The sequence below is a fragment of the Sphingomonas sp. UYP23 genome (assembly GCF_054059235.1).
This window is the reverse complement of the sequence record NZ_JBSSBX010000001.1, coordinates 1,183,408-1,201,076: the sequence shown is the minus strand read 5'-3', so window position 1 is coordinate 1,201,076 and position 17,669 is coordinate 1,183,408. Positions and strand designations below refer to the sequence as shown.

At 63.9% G+C, this 17,669-nt stretch carries 17 protein-coding genes and 1 tRNA gene; 8 read left to right on the top strand and 10 right to left on the bottom strand.

Features of this window, described 5'->3' with window-relative positions; genetic code table 11:
• Window positions 1–154: 154 nt before the first annotated feature.
• Window positions 155–859 (bottom strand): LysR family transcriptional regulator, encoded by a 705-nt coding sequence (locus ACVWYO_RS05985; protein ID WP_457349207.1) that lies wholly within the window; start codon window positions 857–859, stop codon window positions 155–157.
• A gap of 255 nt (window positions 860–1,114) precedes the next feature.
• On the opposite strand from ACVWYO_RS05985, the gene ACVWYO_RS05980 reads away from it, so the two are divergent.
• Together ACVWYO_RS05980 and ACVWYO_RS05975 are read left to right on the top strand one after the other, a co-directional pair.
• Window positions 1,115–1,516 carry a VOC family protein gene (locus ACVWYO_RS05980; protein WP_457349206.1) on the top strand — a complete coding sequence of 134 codons (402 nt, stop codon included), beginning with the start codon at window positions 1,115–1,117 and terminating at the stop codon, window positions 1,514–1,516.
• A gap of 55 nt (window positions 1,517–1,571) precedes the next feature.
• The gene (locus ACVWYO_RS05975; protein ID WP_457349205.1) at window positions 1,572–1,721 is read left to right on the top strand and encodes a hypothetical protein; all 150 of its coding nucleotides are present in this window, start codon (window positions 1,572–1,574) and stop codon (window positions 1,719–1,721) included.
• A 99-nt stretch (window positions 1,722–1,820) separates the two neighbouring features.
• Here the strand turns inward: ACVWYO_RS05975 and ACVWYO_RS05970 are convergent, their stop codons facing one another.
• Window positions 1,821–4,742 (bottom strand): TonB-dependent receptor plug domain-containing protein, encoded by a 2,922-nt coding sequence (locus ACVWYO_RS05970; protein ID WP_457349204.1) that lies wholly within the window; start codon window positions 4,740–4,742, stop codon window positions 1,821–1,823.
• A gap of 557 nt (window positions 4,743–5,299) precedes the next feature.
• On the opposite strand from ACVWYO_RS05970, the gene ACVWYO_RS05965 reads away from it, so the two are divergent.
• Complete coding sequence (locus ACVWYO_RS05965) at window positions 5,300–5,920, top strand: HD domain-containing protein (RefSeq protein WP_457349203.1); 621 nt, start codon at window positions 5,300–5,302, stop codon at window positions 5,918–5,920.
• A 187-nt stretch (window positions 5,921–6,107) separates the two neighbouring features.
• Here the strand turns inward: ACVWYO_RS05965 and ACVWYO_RS05960 are convergent, their stop codons facing one another.
• Window positions 6,108–6,311 carry a hypothetical protein gene (locus ACVWYO_RS05960; RefSeq protein ID WP_457349202.1) on the bottom strand — a complete coding sequence of 68 codons (204 nt, stop codon included), beginning with the start codon at window positions 6,309–6,311 and terminating at the stop codon, window positions 6,108–6,110.
• Window positions 6,308–7,252, bottom strand: coding sequence for a hypothetical protein (locus tag ACVWYO_RS05955; RefSeq protein ID WP_457349201.1), 945 nt, complete (start codon window positions 7,250–7,252; stop codon window positions 6,308–6,310). Before ACVWYO_RS05955 ends, ACVWYO_RS05960 begins: the two co-directional genes overlap by 4 nt.
• A gap of 26 nt (window positions 7,253–7,278) precedes the next feature.
• On the opposite strand from ACVWYO_RS05955, the gene ACVWYO_RS05950 reads away from it, so the two are divergent.
• Window positions 7,279–7,503 (top strand): hypothetical protein, encoded by a 225-nt coding sequence (locus ACVWYO_RS05950; protein WP_457349200.1) that lies wholly within the window; start codon window positions 7,279–7,281, stop codon window positions 7,501–7,503.
• Between the two features lie 256 nt (window positions 7,504–7,759).
• On the opposite strand, the gene ACVWYO_RS05945 is transcribed toward ACVWYO_RS05950, so the two are convergent.
• Window positions 7,760–8,776: a hypothetical protein gene (locus tag ACVWYO_RS05945; RefSeq protein ID WP_457349199.1), complete on the bottom strand. Its 1,017-nt coding sequence runs from the start codon at window positions 8,774–8,776 to the stop codon at window positions 7,760–7,762.
• 653 nt (window positions 8,777–9,429) lie between these two features.
• Here ACVWYO_RS05945 and ACVWYO_RS05940 point away from each other — a divergent pair.
• Complete coding sequence (locus ACVWYO_RS05940) at window positions 9,430–10,350, top strand: hypothetical protein (RefSeq protein ID WP_457349198.1); 921 nt, start codon at window positions 9,430–9,432, stop codon at window positions 10,348–10,350.
• A gap of 181 nt (window positions 10,351–10,531) precedes the next feature.
• Here the strand turns inward: ACVWYO_RS05940 and ACVWYO_RS05935 are convergent, their stop codons facing one another.
• From ACVWYO_RS05935 to ACVWYO_RS05925, 3 genes are all read right to left on the bottom strand, one after another.
• Window positions 10,532–10,774, bottom strand: coding sequence for a hypothetical protein (locus tag ACVWYO_RS05935; RefSeq protein WP_457349197.1), 243 nt, complete (start codon window positions 10,772–10,774; stop codon window positions 10,532–10,534).
• Window positions 10,771–12,525, bottom strand: coding sequence for a DUF6538 domain-containing protein (locus ACVWYO_RS05930; protein ID WP_457349196.1), 1,755 nt, complete (start codon window positions 12,523–12,525; stop codon window positions 10,771–10,773). The genes ACVWYO_RS05935 and ACVWYO_RS05930 overlap by 4 nt, the downstream gene beginning before the upstream one ends.
• A 93-nt stretch (window positions 12,526–12,618) precedes the next feature.
• Window positions 12,619–12,693, bottom strand: a tRNA-Glu gene (locus ACVWYO_RS05925).
• A gap of 160 nt (window positions 12,694–12,853) precedes the next feature.
• Between ACVWYO_RS05925 and ACVWYO_RS05920 the strand changes: the two genes are divergently transcribed.
• A complete protein-coding gene (locus tag ACVWYO_RS05920; RefSeq protein ID WP_140847275.1) occupies window positions 12,854–13,000 on the top strand; it encodes a lmo0937 family membrane protein in 147 nt (48 codons plus the stop codon).
• 21 nt (window positions 13,001–13,021) lie between these two features.
• On the opposite strand, the gene ACVWYO_RS05915 is transcribed toward ACVWYO_RS05920, so the two are convergent.
• The gene (locus ACVWYO_RS05915) at window positions 13,022–14,608 is read right to left on the bottom strand and encodes a class II 3-deoxy-7-phosphoheptulonate synthase (RefSeq protein ID WP_457349195.1); all 1,587 of its coding nucleotides are present in this window, start codon (window positions 14,606–14,608) and stop codon (window positions 13,022–13,024) included.
• Between the two features lie 229 nt (window positions 14,609–14,837).
• Here ACVWYO_RS05915 and ACVWYO_RS05910 point away from each other — a divergent pair, with 229 nt between their 5' ends.
• Together ACVWYO_RS05910 and ACVWYO_RS05905 are read left to right on the top strand one after the other, a co-directional pair.
• Entirely contained in the window at window positions 14,838–16,106 is a 1,269-nt protein-coding gene (locus ACVWYO_RS05910) for a hypothetical protein (protein WP_457349194.1), read from the top strand.
• Between the two features lie 238 nt (window positions 16,107–16,344).
• Window positions 16,345–16,671 carry a hypothetical protein gene (locus tag ACVWYO_RS05905; RefSeq protein WP_457349193.1) on the top strand — a complete coding sequence of 109 codons (327 nt, stop codon included), beginning with the start codon at window positions 16,345–16,347 and terminating at the stop codon, window positions 16,669–16,671.
• A 42-nt stretch (window positions 16,672–16,713) separates the two neighbouring features.
• On the opposite strand, the gene ACVWYO_RS05900 is transcribed toward ACVWYO_RS05905, so the two are convergent.
• Window positions 16,714–17,649 carry a D-2-hydroxyacid dehydrogenase gene (locus ACVWYO_RS05900; protein WP_457349192.1) on the bottom strand — a complete coding sequence of 312 codons (936 nt, stop codon included), beginning with the start codon at window positions 17,647–17,649 and terminating at the stop codon, window positions 16,714–16,716.
• Between the last annotated feature and the right edge of the window lie 20 nt (window positions 17,650–17,669).

Here is a 17,669-nt window from a genome sequence, read left to right as displayed (position 1 = left end):
CTTTCGGATCCGGTCCTGCGTTGGGTTCGGAATGCGTCCCACTTCTCGGCGGCGCTTCCGGTGGATCGGTAGTGGGTCGCCCGTCGCGTATTGCCCCTCGCGGAGCCGCCAAACGGCGGGAAATAGGTGCGGGGCTCAGTCAGGTCCTACCGCTTTACTTACTCCGGCTGCCGCGGCCGTACGCCCTAGATTCCATGGTCGGCTGAGGCGGCACGGCAGGGAAGCCTCGCGCGTCGGGCACTTCCTGCGAAAGGTGGCGGTATACGCATCCCTTTTGCGAAACGATGAAGGCTTCGGTAGCTAGGTCTGGCCGCGCCAACCTATCCATCTCGGCGCATCTGTGATCCGACGGGACGATGGCGACCATCCTGGTATGGTCCAGTGTGCGGACAATGAGATCGAGATCTGGTTTAGTGTTGAAGGCGAAACACACGTCCAACGTGCCGCCCCGGACCGCAGCTTTAAGTTCGCCGCTCCCCGCTACCTGCAGACTGAGCGCTATCCCGGGATGATCTCGATGGAATTCGGCCAGCACCTGTGGCAGCCAGTGGGAAGCCAATGTCTCGAGGACACCGATCGTCAGGGTGCCGCGATCACCCCTGGAAGCAGTTGCAACCGACGTCCTTGCCTCGTCCGACAAATCGATGAGCTCACGAGCGTACGTCAGCAGAACTTCGCCCGCGGCTGTGAGGCGCACTTTGCGGCGCGACCGGTCGAATAGCGGGGTGCCTAGCTCCGCCTCAAGCGCCTGCATCTGCTCAGAGACGCTTGAGGGCGCCAAGTGGACGGCCAAGGCGGCGCGGGTGAAGTTGAGCGTCGTCGCGGCGGCGATGAAGGTGCGAAGGTAGCGAGGGTGCATGTTGTGATCCGGTACGGTTGAATGGTCTCTGCACGAACGGGAGCGGGGAAGTGCAATCTACTCACCTGCAGCGACGATCGATCGAACGACCGCTGTCCTGCTCGCCATCGAGCGCGAGCAGACCGTAGACTGCGAGCCAATATAGCCGCTTATCTTTACGGTCGTGCGAGGCCTTGACGTCCATCCCGGTCCTAGCGGGAAGGATCGATTTTGCCTGATGGTCAAATAGCGAGCTGCTTGAAAAAGGAGGGATAAGTGCGTTCGATCGTACACATCGCGGTGTTGGTAAGGGACTATGACGAAGCGATCGCCTTCTATGTGGACGTGTTGGGCTTCTCGCTTGTCGAGGACACCGAGGTAGCCGAACAGTCAAAGCGTTGGGTGACTATAGCCCCGCCGGGGTCAACCACCTCCCTGTTGCTCGCTCGCGCGTCAAACGAGGAGCAGGCCGAGTTCATCGGACGGCAGGCTGGCGGCAGAGTGTTCCTCTTTCTGCAGACCGACGATTTCTGGCGCGACTACTCCGCGTTCACCGCAAGGGGGGTCCGCTTCGTAAGGCCGCCGAAGCGTGAGCCGTACGGCACCGTCGCGGTATTCGAGGATCTATACGGAAACTTGTGGGACCTCATCGAGCATCACTCGTCTGATGTGCTGTGAAACTATTGCTGGCAGCACGAAGTCGGGCAGCCGCCGTATGTGGGCACGATGGAACGTGAGAGCGGCAGAGGGCAGGGCATTCGACGACTTCGGGAACCAGCTACAGGGCGAGCATCCGCTCGGCGCCGCCGAGGAGCGCCAGCCAAGTGCTCCCCGCCTGCGCTTTGGACTTCAAGTCTCGCTCTACGGAGACGTGCTCGACTGAGCTGCTGCCTGTCCGTGGCGGGACGATAAACGACCTCGATGAGGCATCTTCGAATAGGGCAGCGCACGACCAGTTCGCGCGCCGCCCTACAACTCCAGTCTAGAACTTCACGTCGACGCCCGAGTACAACATCCGCCCGTACAGATCGTAGGAGCTCGCGATCGTGTTGGTGCCAGGATAATTATAGGCATCGCTCACGACCGGGGGCTTCTTGTCGAACATGTTGTTGACCCCCGCGAAGAACTGGAACCGTCTTGCCTGGTCGATATCGAAACGCAGCTGCACGTTGTGATAGAGATATGCCGGGATCCGCTGCGCCGTGGGGTCGGAGTTATCTACGGACACACCACTCATGTAATCGAGGCGGTAGTTCAGGTTGACTGGCCCATGCTGCAGCGTCGCGGTGCCGAATACGCGGTCTCGAAAGCCCGAGCCAAGGCGGGTGCCATTCGGATACGTGTCGCTCTGACCGACTTCGTTCTGCACGTCACCACCAGGGTAGGGCACCGTCTGCTGTTTCAAAAGGTGGTTCCAGTAGACGTTCAGCGTGAGCGCGTCGTTCGTGCCGAAATGCCGTGCGTAGTTCGCCTGCACGTCGATGCCCGCGACCTTGGCCGTGCCCGTGTTGACCGACAAGGTGTTGACGCGCGTGACGAAACCGGCGGCATTGCGAACGACGCTCGAGCAGAAGACGGGATTGCTCGTCGCGACGCACTGCTGCACCGAGAGGTTCTGATCGATCGTGCCGATCGCGTTCTCGATGTTGATGCGGTAGTAGTCCACCGTGAGGGAGAACCCTCTGATAGCGCGCGGAGTGAAGACCACGCCCGCGGTGAGGGTATGAGCGGTCTCCGGCTGCAGTTTAGTGTTGCCTCCGAGCAGACCGTCCACGCCCTGCAGCTGCGCTGTCGTGTAGGTGAAGGAGCCGTTCCTCGCTACGGTGGCGGAGACGCCCGGAATCGCACTGCATGCAGCGGGTAACGTCCTTAACGTGGTCGCCCGGTCACCCAGCCCAGCCCCCTGATCGCACGGGTCGCTGATGCTTCCATAGAAGGTCTGGCTGTTGTTCTGATAGAGATCGACGATGTTGGGAGCCCGCGTCGCCTGCGCGTAGACCGCACGGAACCTAAGGTCCGGGACGGGCGCGTACTCGCCTCCGAACTTGTAGCTGTTGACGCTCCCGGAAGTGGAATAGTCGGCGTGACGGAATGCACCCTCGAGCTGCAGGAAGTTCACGAAGGGCCGATCCTTGAGGATGGGGAAAACCGCTTCGACGTACTCCTCCTTTACGTCGAAGCTCCCCACGGTGTTGCCTATCTGGTTACCAGTCGTCACGCCGGCGCGGGTGTAGGGATCGAGGAGATCTGAACTGGCCTCCCTGCGATACTCCCCGCCGACCGCCACCGTCGCGGGCCCTCCCGGGAGCCGGAATAACGTTCCGGTGACGTTCAGGGCCACGTCGTCCTGCTGCACTTTCGAGATGTCGAGATAGGTCAGGCTCGCACCCTGCACCAATCCAAGGGCCGGATTCGAAGCACCAGGGTACTTCTGTAGGAACGCCGCCGCGGCCGGCGTAACCGTGTTGAAGCCGAAGATGTTGATGGGAACGCATCCGGCAGCCCGGGCGGCGGGGTCCGCGCAAACGATGTTGCCGCTCCCGTCACGGACCGAATTCAGAGCCGCGCCGTAGGCAGCCGCGGAGATGTTCTGCGTCTGGGTGCGCTCCTTGTCCTCGCTATGCTCGTAGGAAACGTCGTAGTGCCAAGCGCCAACGTCACCCTTCAGCCCGCCCACGGCGCGCCAGTAATCGCGACGGTCGTCGTTGCTGCGACTGAAGATGTCGTTCGATCGGCGACGGAACGGCAGCGCGGTCGTCCCGGCGGTGATCATCGCCGCTCGAATCGCATCAGGGATGAAGGGATTGGTGATCGGAATCCCCGCGAGCGGGCTGCCATCGAAGTTCGTCGCCGCTCCGGCTCCTGCGTTGGCGACCGGAGCAGGCTCCAGGCTCGAGCGGGACGAGACGTGGGAGTATTCCCCCTCCGCGTACAGCTTGAGCGCGTCCGAGAACTGGAAGTTTGCGAGCGCCGCACCCTGCAGCCTCTGCACCGGGACAGCCAAGTAGCGGTCGCCGTTGCGGTTGTATCCATCCACGGCCGCACCTTGATACGCCTTCAGATTGTTCGACCTGTCGAAGGTGAAGGTCTTCCCATTCGACCCGCTAAAATTGCCGTCCACGCTGAAAAGACCCTGCGCGGCATAGCTGCTATTCGTCGTATCGCGCGCCGAGAAACCCCGGTTCGCCGAGCGAAGCCCCTGGTCATTGTCGAAGGTGAAGTTCGCGATGACGTGCCCACGGTCGTCCGCAAAGGACTGACCGCCGGTGACCGACACGAGCTGGCGCGCCGCGTCGCCCTTGTCCGAGATCGTGTTCTGGGCCCGCAACCGCAAGCCGTCGAACTTTTCCTTCAGCACGAAGTTCACCACGCCCGCGACGGCATCGCTCCCGTACGTCGCAGATGCGCCACCCGTAAGCACCTCGATGCGGTCGACCATGTCAGTCGGGACATTGTTGACGTCCAGCGCGGAACCGCCCGGTACACCGACGGACCTCCGTCCGTTGATGAGAGCCAGGGTGCGAGACTGACCCAGGTTGCGCAGATTCAGCGTGGCAGAGCCGTTGCCGCTCGAGAGGAAGTTCGAGCTGCTGCGGGACAGGTTGGGTGTTCCGACGGACGGCAGTTCACCCACGATGTCCTGGATGTTGCCCTGGCCGGTGTTCTGGATCGCTTGCGTGCTTATCACGGAGACCGGGGTCGACGAGGTCAGGCCGGTGCGCGCGATCCGCGATCCGGTGACGACGATCTCCTGCGATTTGTCCACGGCGTCCGACGTTGTCGCCGGGGCCGATGGCTCCTGCGAAACCGCGTCGGCGATCGCCTGCGCCCGCGCGGCTCCCGCGCTGGTGATCTGGGCGAATGCGGCCGTCGTAGCGAGCAGGAAGGTCGTGTTGCGATGCATGGAGTCTGTTCCCTTTTATGTGATCGGCGGGGACGGAACCCGGAGCGCCAATCGATGGGAACTGCCGGCATCGCGCCCCGACGGGGGCGATCCAAGACCCGGCGGGACATCTCGTCGGATAGGATTGATAGGAAAATGGTCGAAATAATGTTCGCCGGCTAGCGCCGCCCGAGACGTGCTGGCGGTCGTTCGTCACTTGGCGTCCGATCGTCGCATTGCGGCAACGCGTTGTCAGGCCAAGGCTTTGCAGTGAGATAATCCGCAGATCATGCTAGGCTGCATCCGAGCTAGACCAACGCTGTCATGGACCCGATCAAGACTGCGACCGGTGGAAATGCCGCGTGCGCTCCCTTTAAGTCGTGGGGACGTCGCGCCTGCGGGATGCATTCCCGGGATGTTGCAATCCCAAGCGAACGGTTGCGGCCGTCCAAGCCAGATTTGCGACCCTTCACGACTGGTGACTTGCGGACCTGGGCGGACCGTCGATGAAAGCCGCCCGCAGTTGTCGGTCATTTCCCACGGGCGGATAGTAATAGGCCTACGAGCAAGGATGTCTGATGGCTGAAATGGAACCCGTAGACGGGCTGACGCTTCCGGAGCGGCTCCTCTCGCAGCTCCGGTTCATTCGCCAGATCGACGCGCTAAAGGAAGTCTGGAGGCGCACAGTCCTGATTGACGGTTCCCGCGTCGAGAATGACGCTGAGCATAGCTGGGAAATGGCGTTGATGGCGGTGGTTCTCGCCGAATACGCGCCGCCTGGCACTGACATACTCCGCGTCATGACCATGCTTGTCATCCATGACCTCGTGGAGATCGATGCCGGGGATGCCTATGTCTACGATGTGGCGGCGAACCTAGGCCGTGAGGATCGAGAGCGGCAAGCGGCCGACAGGATCTATGCCCTGCTCCCGGCGGATCAGGGGGAGGCCCTTCGCGAGATCTGGGAAGAATTCGAGGCACGCAAGAGCCCGGACGCGCGCTTTGCTCGTGCAATGGATCGCCTGCAGCCGCTGCTGCACAGCTACCAGATTAGGGGACGGACCTGGCAGGCGAACGGCGTGCGGGCCTCGCAGGTGAGGGAGCAGATGCAGCTGATAGGAGAGGCGTCCCCCGATCTCGGCGACCTCGCGGAGAGGCTGATCACCGACGCCGTCGCGCAGGGGTTCCTTCTCGCCTAGGGCAAGGTGCACTGCGGTCACCCTCGCGCTCATTGCTTTGTTTACAAAGCCGGACTGGCGAGCGACGCTTCCTGCCACTGAAGGTTGACCCCGAACAGGCGCACGGCAGCCTCGCTGCGAGGCCGATGGCTGCTGTTTGGCTCGAAGTGGAGAAAGGAGCCAGGCCCGTAGCACCTGCCGCCCTCAATCAACTCGCCCGACACGACGAAGATGTCCTCACCGAACTCATCATGGCGGTCCACATGCGGCCAGACCGCACCGCGATGTCGACCACCCACGCCCGCATGCCGTTCCGGCTCGGCAGATCGTAGCGGGTGCAGCCGGGGCCGACGTCGATCCGATGCAAATTGTCCATCTCGATGTGCCGCAGGCCTGTCGGTTCGAAGGTCATGTTACCGTACATCCTCCGCGCGCTGTCACCCGGAATGTTCGCGTCGGTTCTATGGAGCCATCTCCACGAAAGTGGGAGGTGCGCCAGAACGTGCGGCCGCCGCGCGTAACGTCGTGCCCGCGGACGAAGTGGAAGCGGGGTGTCTGACGCGCCGCCGCAACGCCTTGACCCCCCGGGTGGGTCGTCTCGCCTGGCGTGAGATTGAGGCCAAGCTCGATATGCTCGAGCAGCGCCGGTCTTCCTTTGTAGGTTCGGCCACTGTTCAGTCGGTCCAACGACGAAGGCCGTTCGATGAAGGCCATACGCGTGTTCAGCAGGGCGGAGAAGCCGAGCAGCAGCGGCACCGAGTTCCAAGCACGCTGTGCCTGCCAAGCGACGAACTCCGAATATTTCGCCGGGACGTTACGGGCGAGACGCATCCAGTCCTCTCCGACGATGAGGCGCGACATGGCGAGCAGCCGGTCCACCTCCGGGTTCTCGGCATGTCGCATTCGGTGGCATCGCTCCCCGATAGGTGACAGCGTTCGTTCGGTCAGGTCGAACTCAACGTGCGCGGCAAGCAGGCATGCTTCGCCGTTCGTAGTCTCCACCACGCACTCGACCATTCCCCCGCGCCCATCGGCAAACGGTTCGACGTAGAAGCCGTAGCGACATAGGGTTTGCTTGCCGGTTACGGGGTAGGGATCCGCGTCTGGCCAGCATTCGAGCCAAAACGGTCTTGCGGGCAGTCGCGTAAGCTCGTCCGGGTATGCGATCGGACCACCTGGAATCGATACCAGTCTCGAGACCTGCGCGGACGCGGCCCGATCAAGAACATAGCGGGTGGCACAGCCGTCTAGTGCGGACGCGAGCACGCCGGCGGCGGGCATGTCGCGGGTGACGCGGCCAACCGTGCAGCTCTGCGTCTTCGGAGATTGCATCACTATGTCGATAAGCCGCACTGGCCGCGTCCTCCAACGCGACCGGAATGACCGCGACGATGGCGCATATTCGCGGACTCAAGAGCTATTGCTCGCGCCAGGGCATGAACGGCAGGATCACGGATCCGGGCGAAATCTCGGATACGAACGGCTGCCGTACGTCGACGAACGACAAGAAGTCCTTCTTCGGGAGTTCGATTAAGCGCCGTCACGCCTCCGGCAGTCCGACAGCCTTTCCAAGTCGATTCAATGTCTACCCGACGAGCGCCTAACTCGCGTTGGCCCGGATGACACGCGTCGCCGTATCTCGGATCGCCACACCTAATGATGGCCGTCGGAAGGTTAGGAAGCTCAGGAACCTTCGGCGCAGCGAACTGATTTGTCTCTACGTCGATGCCAATGGAGCGGCACAGGCGCTCATAGTCTATCCGGGCATCGGGCCGATCTGCTCGGTGCCGATTCGGTGAACGAGCTGAACGAGGTTGGGGTGCCGCTCGGTGTGCGCCGCTTCGATCGAGGCGGCGCCGACTACTGACGCGTAGTGCAGGATTCGCTCTCTGATGCATGGCTAGTCCGAAGACGGTGATTGCTGCGCGGCGCCTTATCGGACCTGATCGTGAGCGCCAATTCGAGCGGCGCGTCGCGGCCCCGATTGAAATCGCTCCAACTGGTGGGAACCACGAAATCGGGCCGTATGAGATTATCCCGCGACTGCGAGAAACGGTAGAGGCGGGTTGAATAGCGCAATGTCCAACCAGTATAGGGCAGAACGACTTCGTCAGCCTCCTGATAGCTGTTCGGGCGCTCCCCGATCGGCTCGCCGATCAGGAGCGCGCTCGTGGTCTGGCGAAAGTGAGCGGCGTTGGACATCGCCGCCGAGAAGGTGCGGGGGCCGACCAGAACTACGAGATGGCCTGGGCGGTTGACCCGGCGGGCCGCCAAGGGCTCGACGACGTACTTGAGCCCTTCGCAGAAATCGCCGCCACCATTTTCGCGCAAGTCTAGGATCAGCCGGTTGGTGCCCGAGCGGTCGATCACATCCAGTGCGCGGGGCGAAGTCCTGGCCAGATCGTCATAGGCGGTGAAGGAGCAGTAGACCGTAGTCGGCACCTCGGTCTTGGAACAGTTCAGGCCGGTGTTCGGTCGTACTAGTGAGCGTGCGGCGGTCCGACTCGCAAACTTCCAGTTAGATGACGGCTTGGCATTCGAGCTGGTGACGTCAACCGAGACCATCTGCCCGTCGTCCTTCTGCAGGGTGTATCGGGCGTGCGACGCATCACTAGTTATGCCGAGCCCATGGAGGACGGTTCCGCTGATCAGCAGTGACTCTGCCCGGGACTCTCGGAGGGGCTGCGTTTCGTCGACCGGCGTCAGCGGCATCAGCTTGCGGCGGATGCTTTCGACCGGCAGACGCCCGATCGCTATGAGGCGGGCACCGACGAGAGCGCCCGTGCTTTCGGCCGCAGGCGCCGCAATCAACCGGTAGTCATGGCCGAACCGCCGGAACGCGAGTGCGAAGCTGGGGGCATCATGCGGCAGGCGCATAAGCGTGTGCCCGTCACCTATCGAGTTCGCGATCTGGTCGAGGCCTACCCAGAACGCATCGGCGCCGATCGTTGGTATGCGAGCCTCCAGCGAGAAGACCTCTGTTCTGAACTTCTCGCGCGTGATCAGATGAAAGGCGTTGGCGTGCCTGCTTGGTAGCTCATGCGCGAGCAGAAGAAGGTCGCTGTGCCAGCCGGCCCGCTCGCGTGCGATGGTCGGGGACGTGTTGGCGCTCGACGTTCCCGTTGATCCGAGCGCCGCAACGAGCAGCGCGGCAATCCTGAGCCCGGGTCGGCGCGTAGCCGTTGATCGGATGCTCTGACGAGACTGCCTGGAAATTTCGGTTGCTCCTGTCGTGGGATGGGCGCGGATGTGGCCGCACCCCGTTCTTCGGCAATAACGGTAGATGATAGCGGCAATGGGTCCACCCGTGGATCTGTTAACTACGCCGCATAGACGGTCGTTCGTATCACAAAGCCTGTCAGACGGACCGTGCTACGGCCTCGATGGGTAGCGGTTTGGTTCCCGGCTTCGTCTGCGACATCTCGGAGGTCGCCTGCCCCAATCGCATTGATCTGATCCGGCAAAGTCTGGCATTCCGCATTCATCGGATGACATTGTAGCGACCGTCAGAGGCGGAAAGGCATTACCCAATGCGACTCAGCCTGGGCTTTGGAGCGTGTGCGCTGAGTGCCGCCAGCCTCCTCATCGCGCACCCCACGCCGGCTTCCGGTAAGGCGACGCCGGCGGTCCAAGGTGCTGACAGGTGGCGCTTCAACAGAACCGGTGCCGTTGCGATCTTGTCGACGCGCTACGCTCCGGTGACCTATTTTGTCCCCCATCATCCAAGGCACGTTCTCGTGCTTGCGTTCGGCTATCCATGGGACGAGGCCTCGGACGCAACCATCCTGTCCTACGCTTGGAGGAATTTGGCTGAGTGGATACCCTTCGCCGAGCGCAATCACGTCCTGATCGTGGCGCCGGTGCTCGGCGGCACCGACTTTCTCGATTACAGGACGCTCGAGGGCCGCGTCGTGCCGCCCGACGCGTTCGTCGATGCGCTGGCCGACGGGCCGGTCAAGCGCGCGCTGCCTGGTTCATCTGGCCGCTTTTGCATCCACGGCCACTCGGCAGGTGGCCAGTTCGTCGCGCGCTTCGTCGTCGCGCACCCCGAACGGATCGAGTGCGCCTATCTTAGCGCGCCATCCACCTACGCGATGCCGACCGAGTTGGTCGAATGGCCATTTGGAATGGGCCCCGGAAAGTCACTGCGGGCGGCACCCTCCAAGGTCGCCTGGGTCCGGGCTGCGGCGGGTGCGCCCGTCGAGGTGATTGTCGGGTCGAGGGATGTCGAACCCCGGCCGCCCGCTCTTGGGCAGATCGGAACCTCGCGCCTGGAGCGGGGGCGCGCCTGGGTCTCCGTGATGCGATCGCTCGCGCTCGAAAGTGGTCGCACCCCGAACGTCTGGTTTACCGAGGTTCCGGGGTTGGCGCACGAAGAGCATGGTATGGCGCTTGCGGCCCAGCAAATGCTTCATGCGTACTACGTAGCGAAGTTGGTGTCCGCGCCGTGACCGGTATCCAATCGAAAGCGGCAACCTTGAGCGTACTTGAAAGCGGTCGAGATGTGTTCCGGCTGAGACCTGGCGTACGCGGCCCGGAGAATGTTTCATCGCCTCGCAAGCCTGAGCCGTAGGGATTGAGTGAAGGATCCGAGGGTGCGGAGGGGGACCGCGCCCTTGCGTGGTCTAAGAGCTAGACAAGGATCGCGTGCCGTTCGATGTGCGCGGTGGCGATTCCATCTTCTGCGTGACAGGCGAAGGAGATGGATGCGGCGTGCCGAAGAACGGCAGTGACCGCGTCGATGGTGATCTCCGATCCATCTGGCATGCTGGCGGCTCCGATGCTCGCAGCCATCGCGGTCGCCCCGTCGACCGTCCGGTGAATGCTCTCGAACACGTGACCCGGGTCCGTGAAGACAACATAGCAGTGCATCATGTCCGGTCGCCCACTGACTTTTCCCAATCGACCATCGTGAAAGCGGTCCTCACCGCAGTCCAGTCGACCATCTCGAACTTCACCCGGTCGAGCTCGCGCTTGAGAGTTTTGAGCCGGGCCCCGACGCCGTACTTGTCGCCGGTGGAGATGCCGGCGTGACCCATGATCTGATCGACGATGTACTTCTCGATTGGGACGTCGCGTGCGAGATCCTTGAAGTTGTGCCGCAGTGAGTGAAACGCGATCCGCGAATCGTCCGCCACGACCTTGTCAATCAGGCGGTTGGCGACCCGCGAGGCCGCCTGACACAGCTTGTCGAACTTGTTGGGCTTCAGATCCGGGAACAGACGCGTCCTGCCGGCCTTCCTAAGGGCGGCGACATAGGCCTCAAACCCAAGATCTATGACGAGATCATGCAACGGGATCATGCGCCGTGAGGTTTCGTTCTTCACCACTGCATCCGCACCGAGGTCGAGGTATAGTACGCCGCCATCGCGCTTCACGTTCGCGAGCTCGGTCTGGCCGATTTCCTCGATGCGTGCGCCATTCGTGAGACCGAGGAGGAACAGCCAGGCGAGCGTCATGTCTCCGACCGACTCCCGCCTCTCAGACCAGCTACCGGGCCGTAGGAACAGATCGCTGGCGAACAGCGTGGCGAGCTCGTCGTCGAGAAAGGGACGCCGGCCGCCGGTGTTCTTGGTGTAGCCCTCGATGCGGATGCCGCTTCCCGAATTCGTCTCGATCCAGCGCTGGTTGAACGCGTGCGTGAGCAGCGACTGCATGTGCCCGACGCGACGCTTCACCGAGGCTGGCGCCACCTTGGGTCCGGTTATGGCCCGGCAGGCCGCCATTCGCGCATTGAAGGTCATTGCTCTGATGTGCAGCGGCATAGCCTTCGGCAGTGACGCCACTGCGTCACGGAAGTTGTAGACGTGGTCGCCGCTGATCTGCGCTACGGGCACGTCGCCAGCGAAGTCGATGAAGTCCTCCACCGTGGTTCCGGTCTCGTGCGCGCCCTGTGCGCCGGGCGCAGGCGTCTTGACCTTCCATTCGTCGAACAACTCGCGCAGCGTCATGTCGGGGCGCAGGCGGGTATTTGTCGGCCGGAACGGTGATGCGATCAGCGCACGCAGGTCCGCCTGCTCGCGCTCGACTGCCGCGGTAATTGCCTCGACGAGCGCCCAGTCGTTTTCGGTGTCGCGCACCAAGTCGCCGAAGCCGCCCTCGTTCCGGAAGGCACCATGGATCCATAGGACCGCGTGCTCGGCCATGAAAAGGGTGTCCTTGCGCGAACGTGTCCTGACGACGCGCATCCACACATCGCCCGGGAGCCGCGTCGCGTCCATTGCTGCAAACCCTGCCGGCGAAGGATCTTGGAAAAGGGTAATTGGTCCGCACCCGATCGCCGACACCGCTGCCTCTTCCGACCAGTAGAGGTTGGACAGAACGGGGAAGCGATCGAGCCGACTACCGCGGTGGAGGGCGCACGCTCTCGACAGGGCAGCTTCTGCCTGCGTTGTGGTGAGGCGCGTGCCGGTCGCGCGCTCCGAGATAGCCCGCCGAGCCATCTCGAAGTTCGCCTCGAGTTCGGCGTTGAGCGCGGCGAACACTCGGCGCGCCTCGCCAGGATCCTTCGTGTCCAAAGAACGCTTCCACAGCTGCCGCCCGCCGAACTCCTCGCGGAGCGGCTTCGGGATCTGCCTGCGCAGGTAATATGTTCCAGTTTCAGGATGCCGCCAGGGCTCCGCCATCGCCACCATAGTTCGTCCCGCTGTACCTGCTCGCTGTACCAGGAGGAGGTGAAACCAACGTAAATGCTGGATTTCTGCGGATTGAGCCGAAATTGGTGACCCCTACGAGAATCGAACTCGTGCTTACGCCGTGAGAGGGCGTCGTCCTAACCGCTAGACGAAGGGGCCGCTTGCGCGAAACGGCGCAATACCCACCGGGGGGCGCCCCGTCAAGACGGTGCGGTCGAGGCGGTGCAATTCACCGGTGAAGCGGAACTTGCCGCGCCGATCGGCGTTTTTGTTTCAGATACGGTTTGAATTTCCTGCCGCGAAAATAAAGGGTTTCCCGATGCTTTGGACTATCGTCGTTGTCTTGCTCGTTCTCTGGGCACTCGGGTTTGCCGTTCATATCGGCGGTGGCTTGATCCACATCCTGCTCGTGATCGCGCTGATCGTCGTCGTGGTCCGCCTGCTGCAGGGCCGCAGCGCCCTCTGACCCTGGGCAGCGCGCGGTGGCTCAGGCCGCCGCGCGCCGCCGTTCGGCCATTTCCTCGTTGAGCATTTCGGCCAGCAGGAACGCGAGCTCGAGCGATTGACCGGCGTTTAACCGTGGGTCGCAATGCGTATGGTAGCGGTCCGCGAGCGACTGCTCGGTCACATCGACCAGACCACCGGTACATTCCGTCACGTTCTGCCCCGTCATCTCGGCATGGATGCCACCCGCGATCGAGCCTTCGGCGCGATGCACCGCGAAGAAGCCGCGCACTTCCGCCAGGATCCTGTCAAACGGCCGCGTCTTGTAGCCGTTGGCGGCCTTGACGACGTTGCCGTGCATCGGATCGCAGCTCCACACCACCGGATGCCCCTCGCGCAGCACGGCGCGCACCAGCTTGGGCAGGCCCGCCTCAATCTTGTCGTGACCGTAGCGCGTTATCAGCGTCATGCGGCCGGGGACGCGATTGGGGTTGAGCGTGTCGAGCAGCCGCAGCAACGCGTCGGGCTCGAGGCTCGGGCCGCATTTCATGCCGATCGGGTTGCCGATCCCGCGCAGATATTCGACATGCGCGCTGCCCTCGAAACGCGTGCGGTCGCCGATCCACAGGAAGTGCGCCGACGTGTCGTACCAGTCGCCGGTCAGCGAATCCTGGCGCGTCAGCGCCTGTTCGTAACGCAGCAGCAGCGCCTCGTGGCTCGTATAGAATTGCGTCTGCGCCAGCTGCGGCACCGTCTCGGGGCTGATCCCGCACGCTTCCATGAAGTCGAGCGCCTCACCGATCCGGTCGGCGACGTGGCTGTATTTCTCGGCCCACGGGCTGCGGCCCATATAATCGTGCGTCCAGCGATGGACCTGGTGCAGGTTGGCATAGCCACCCGTTGCGAAGGCGCGCAGCAGGTTGAGCGTCGCGGCCGATTGCGAGTAAGCGCGGATCATCCGCTGCGGGTCGGGCTGGCGGCCGGCGTCGGTGAAGTCGATATCGTTGACGATGTCGCCGCGATAGGCGGGGAGCGTGACGTCGCCGATCGTCTCGGTATCGGCCGAGCGCGGCTTGGCGAATTGCCCCGCCATCCGCCCGAGCTTCACCGTCGGCAGCTTCGAGGCGAAAGTGAGCACGACCGCCATCTGCAGGATGACGCGGAAGGTGTCGCGAATGTTGTTCGCGCTGTGCTCGGCGAACGATTCGGCGCAGTCGCCGCCCTGCAGCAGAAACGCCTTGCCCTCGGCGACGCGACCGAGGTCGGCAGTGAGGTTGCGCGCTTCACCCGCGAAGACGAGCGGCGGGAAGGAGGCGAGCTGGTCGGTCGCGGCGTCGAGCGCGGCGGCGTCGGGATAGGTCGGCATCTGCCGCGCATCGGCGCGCGTCCAGCTATCCGGGGCCCAGCTGCTCATGTCATTCTCCGTGCGAATCTGAATATACCAATCGGCGTGGGTGGCGATCGCGTTGGCGGCGATCTGGTTGACGACTGGGCCGCTGGCGCGCTTGCCATCTTCTTCCCAGCCCTGGACGGTCGAGCCCGGCGCGCCGTACCATGCGCCGAACGCAGCGCGGGTGAGCGCGCGGTCTTCGCGGAAACGTTTGATCTTGAGGCCGGCCATCGTCGTCATACGTGTCGCATTACCCAGATGAGGTAATGGAGGCAAGGGCGATTTTCCCTGTTGGGGTAAATCATCCGAGGCGCGACTCGTGGCGCGTTACATATCCGGCGCGGCGTGAGGACGGGCCACTTCTCCGCTGGCGTCGGGCATCTCGCTCAATGCGCGGGAAAAACCTGCTCTGGTTATGGGGCCGTTTTGAGACTATTATTTCCGCGCCGTTTCAAGAGGGGGGTCGTCAATGCGCCGTCTGATCGTAATCGCAACTGCCGTCGCAGCGTTGAGCGCAGGCTCCGTCGTCGCCCAGCGCAAGCCCGTACCGAAAACGCCCCGGCCCACATCGAGCCAGCCCATTACCGGCCCCAAGGCGCGGTACGCGATGGATGTCGGCACATCGACCGGCATCGGCGGAATGGGCGGCATGGCCGCTAGCGGCGGCAAGCCGAACATCGGTGCGATGATGGCGGGCATGGGCGGCCGCCGTGACGGCGACCAGCATGAGGTGCATTTGCGCCTCGGCTCGACGCTCGGCGCGACGGGGGCGGTGCAGGGCGATCATTATTTCCTTCCCCAAGCGGCGATGGGCGCTTCGGTCCCGCTGCTTGCGCCGCAGCGGACCGGCGGACGCGAGGACGTGCCCGAACGGTTCGAGCGTCCGAAGGGACGGTTGCTCATCTTCTGGGGATGTGGCGCGCATGCGCGGCCGGGCCAGCCGGTGGTGATCGACTTCTCCAAGCTCGCGGCGGGGCAGATGCCGCCCGACCTGTTCACCGCCCGCGTACCAGTCGATCGTGGGCCGACGCTCGCCAACAGCCGCAGCTATGCCGAATGGCCCAACCCACGGTCGGGCCGCCAGCCGCAGGGCGGGTCGCTGCTGGGCGATCATCGGATCCAATCGACCTTCGCGCCTTCGATCACTTTCAACCTGCAGCAGGACTATCTGCAGGGCCTTCACGTGCGCACCGGTGGCGGACCCGACGGCGCGGTCCAGCTGTCGTGGAACGGCGTGCCGATGGCGACCGGCTATTACGCCTGGATGATGGGGGCGAAGGATGCCGGGCGGCGCGGCAACACCGATACCGGCGACATCGTCTGGTGGTCATCCTCGACCAGCCGCGAATTCGGCGGCGCGCTCTGGGACTGGATCAGCCCGGCCACGGCGCAGCGGCTTGTGGCAGACGGGACGTTGCTCGCGCCGACACAGACCAATTGCGCGGTGCCGGCCGAAGTGAAGCAGGCGGCGGGCGAGATGCTGTTCGGAACGCTGATCGGCTATGGGCCCGAATCGACCTTCGTCTATCCCGAGCGACCCGCAACGGGACCGTGGAATCAGGAGTGGAGTGCGCGCGTGCGCTTCCGCACCTCGGCCACCTTCTTTCCCGGAATGCCCGAGATGGATGACGAATCGGCGGGCGATCGGTCGGCAGGCGACCGATCGAGCGCGGACCGCCCGAAGAAGCGGTGCAGGCCAAGCCTGCTTGGCGCGGTCACGGGACTTGGCGGGTGTTGAGACGCGTCGTTTGATATCCCGCGTCGAGATCGTCGACGGGATTGCCACGGTGTCCAAGACAATGGCGACGCGTACGGCCGTCGCGTGGTGTATTCGAACGCCCCGTCGGCAATGGCGGGGCGATCGTCGTTTTGACGATTGGCGGGGTTAACCTTGGCTGCATCATGCGTTCAGCGATGGCGCATCGGCGGATTGCTAGACGACAGCGATCGGCCTCTTGCCGACGAGGAGTTCGCGCATGTTTCGTAAACTGATCCTTCCGGCGTCGCTCGGCCTGACGGCCCTGCTGGCGATCATCCCCGGCGCCGCCTCGGCGCAGCGCTATGGTGGCTGGAACAGCCCTGCCCAGTATCAGGATGGCTACGGCTATCACGACCGCGGGGACCGCCGGTACGGCGATCGCGGCTACCAGCGCGGTGGATATCAGGGCGGGGGCTATGCCCGCCAGCGCTGGATCCAGCATCGTCGCTGGCAGGAGCAGGCCCGCCGCCGCCACTGGCAGCGCGAGCGCTTCGAACATGGTGGCTGGGGCCGCGGTCGCGACTGGCGCAACGACGGCTATTGATCGGCAGGACGGCGCCCGAAAGGATCGGGCGCCGTCCCGGCCTCAATAGCCGGCGTCGAGATCGACCACATTCTCCATCGCGCGTCCCGCCAGGAACGCGTCGAGGTTGCGCAGGAACAACGCCGCCGCACGCTGGAACATCTTGGTCTGGCTGCGGCCCGACAGATGCATCGAATGGATCGTGTTCGGCGCCGACCATAAGGGATGATCGGCGGGCAGCGGCTCGGGCGTGACGGTGTCGAGATAGGCGCCGGCGATCGTCTTCTGCGTCAGCGCGGCGATCAGCGCGTCCTGATCGACCATCTCGCCGCGCGCGATGTTGATCAGCCAGGCGCTCGGCTTCATCGCGGCGAGCTCGTCCGCGCCGATCATCGCCTTGGTCGTGTCGGTCGAGGGAGCGGCGAGGATCACCCAATCGAAGTCGCCAAGCCGCGGCTTCCACGCATCAGGGGTCAGCGTGCCGTCGCGGCCCGAGCGCGTGACGCCGGTGACCGCGACCCCGAACGCCTTGAGCCGCGCGCCGACCAGCGTACCGATCGCGCCGTATCCGATGATCAACGCGCGCGTTTCGAACAGCTCGATCCGGCCCGGCGCCACATCGGGCCATTCGTGCCGGTCGGCGATCCGCACGACCTGGTCGAAGCGCTTCGCCGCGGCGAGCACCCCGAGCACGGTATATTCGGCCACCGCGATCGCATTGATGCCGGCGCCATTGGTGACGATCGTCCCGCGCCGGGCAAGTTCGGACAGGTCGAGCGAGTCGAGCCCGGCAATCGCGGTGAACAGCCATTGGAGCGACGCCCCCGCCGCGACGGCTTCGGGCGTCAGGCCGTGTGGAATGAGATCGACCCAGCCGATATCGGCATCGGCCATCGCCGCGGTCGCTTCCGCGCGGGTCGCGACCCAGACGAGGTCTAGTCCGGCCGGCAGCTTGGGTTCGAGCAAAGCGCGGGCGAGGGCGGGGAGGACGACTTTCATTGCGAGGCTCCAGTTCGGTC

Bases quoted from the DNA above. Each gene is read 5' to 3' on its own strand.
- ACVWYO_RS05950 (WP_457349200.1), top strand. From the start codon at position 7,279: ATGACCGCGACGATGGCGCATATTCGCGGACTCAAGAGCTATTGCTCG.
- ACVWYO_RS05985 (WP_457349207.1), bottom strand. From the start codon at position 859: ATGCACCCTCGCTACCTTCGCACCTTCATCGCCGCCGCGACGACGCTC.
- ACVWYO_RS05920 (WP_140847275.1), top strand. From the start codon at position 12,854: ATGCTTTGGACTATCGTCGTTGTCTTGCTCGTTCTCTGGGCACTCGGG.
- ACVWYO_RS05960 (WP_457349202.1), bottom strand. From the start codon at position 6,311: ATGACCTTCGAACCGACAGGCCTGCGGCACATCGAGATGGACAATTTG.
- ACVWYO_RS05900 (WP_457349192.1), bottom strand. From the start codon at position 17,649: ATGAAAGTCGTCCTCCCCGCCCTCGCCCGCGCTTTGCTCGAACCCAAG.
- ACVWYO_RS05910 (WP_457349194.1), top strand. From the start codon at position 14,838: ATGCGCCGTCTGATCGTAATCGCAACTGCCGTCGCAGCGTTGAGCGCA.
- ACVWYO_RS05935 (WP_457349197.1), bottom strand. From the start codon at position 10,774: ATGATGCACTGCTATGTTGTCTTCACGGACCCGGGTCACGTGTTCGAG.
- ACVWYO_RS05915 (WP_457349195.1), bottom strand. From the start codon at position 14,608: ATGACGACGATGGCCGGCCTCAAGATCAAACGTTTCCGCGAAGACCGC.
- ACVWYO_RS05965 (WP_457349203.1), top strand. From the start codon at position 5,300: ATGGCTGAAATGGAACCCGTAGACGGGCTGACGCTTCCGGAGCGGCTC.
- ACVWYO_RS05940 (WP_457349198.1), top strand. From the start codon at position 9,430: ATGCGACTCAGCCTGGGCTTTGGAGCGTGTGCGCTGAGTGCCGCCAGC.
- ACVWYO_RS05905 (WP_457349193.1), top strand. From the start codon at position 16,345: ATGTTTCGTAAACTGATCCTTCCGGCGTCGCTCGGCCTGACGGCCCTG.
- ACVWYO_RS05970 (WP_457349204.1), bottom strand. From the start codon at position 4,742: ATGCATCGCAACACGACCTTCCTGCTCGCTACGACGGCCGCATTCGCC.
- ACVWYO_RS05945 (WP_457349199.1), bottom strand. From the start codon at position 8,776: ATGCGCCTGCCGCATGATGCCCCCAGCTTCGCACTCGCGTTCCGGCGG.
- ACVWYO_RS05930 (WP_457349196.1), bottom strand. From the start codon at position 12,525: ATGGCGGAGCCCTGGCGGCATCCTGAAACTGGAACATATTACCTGCGC.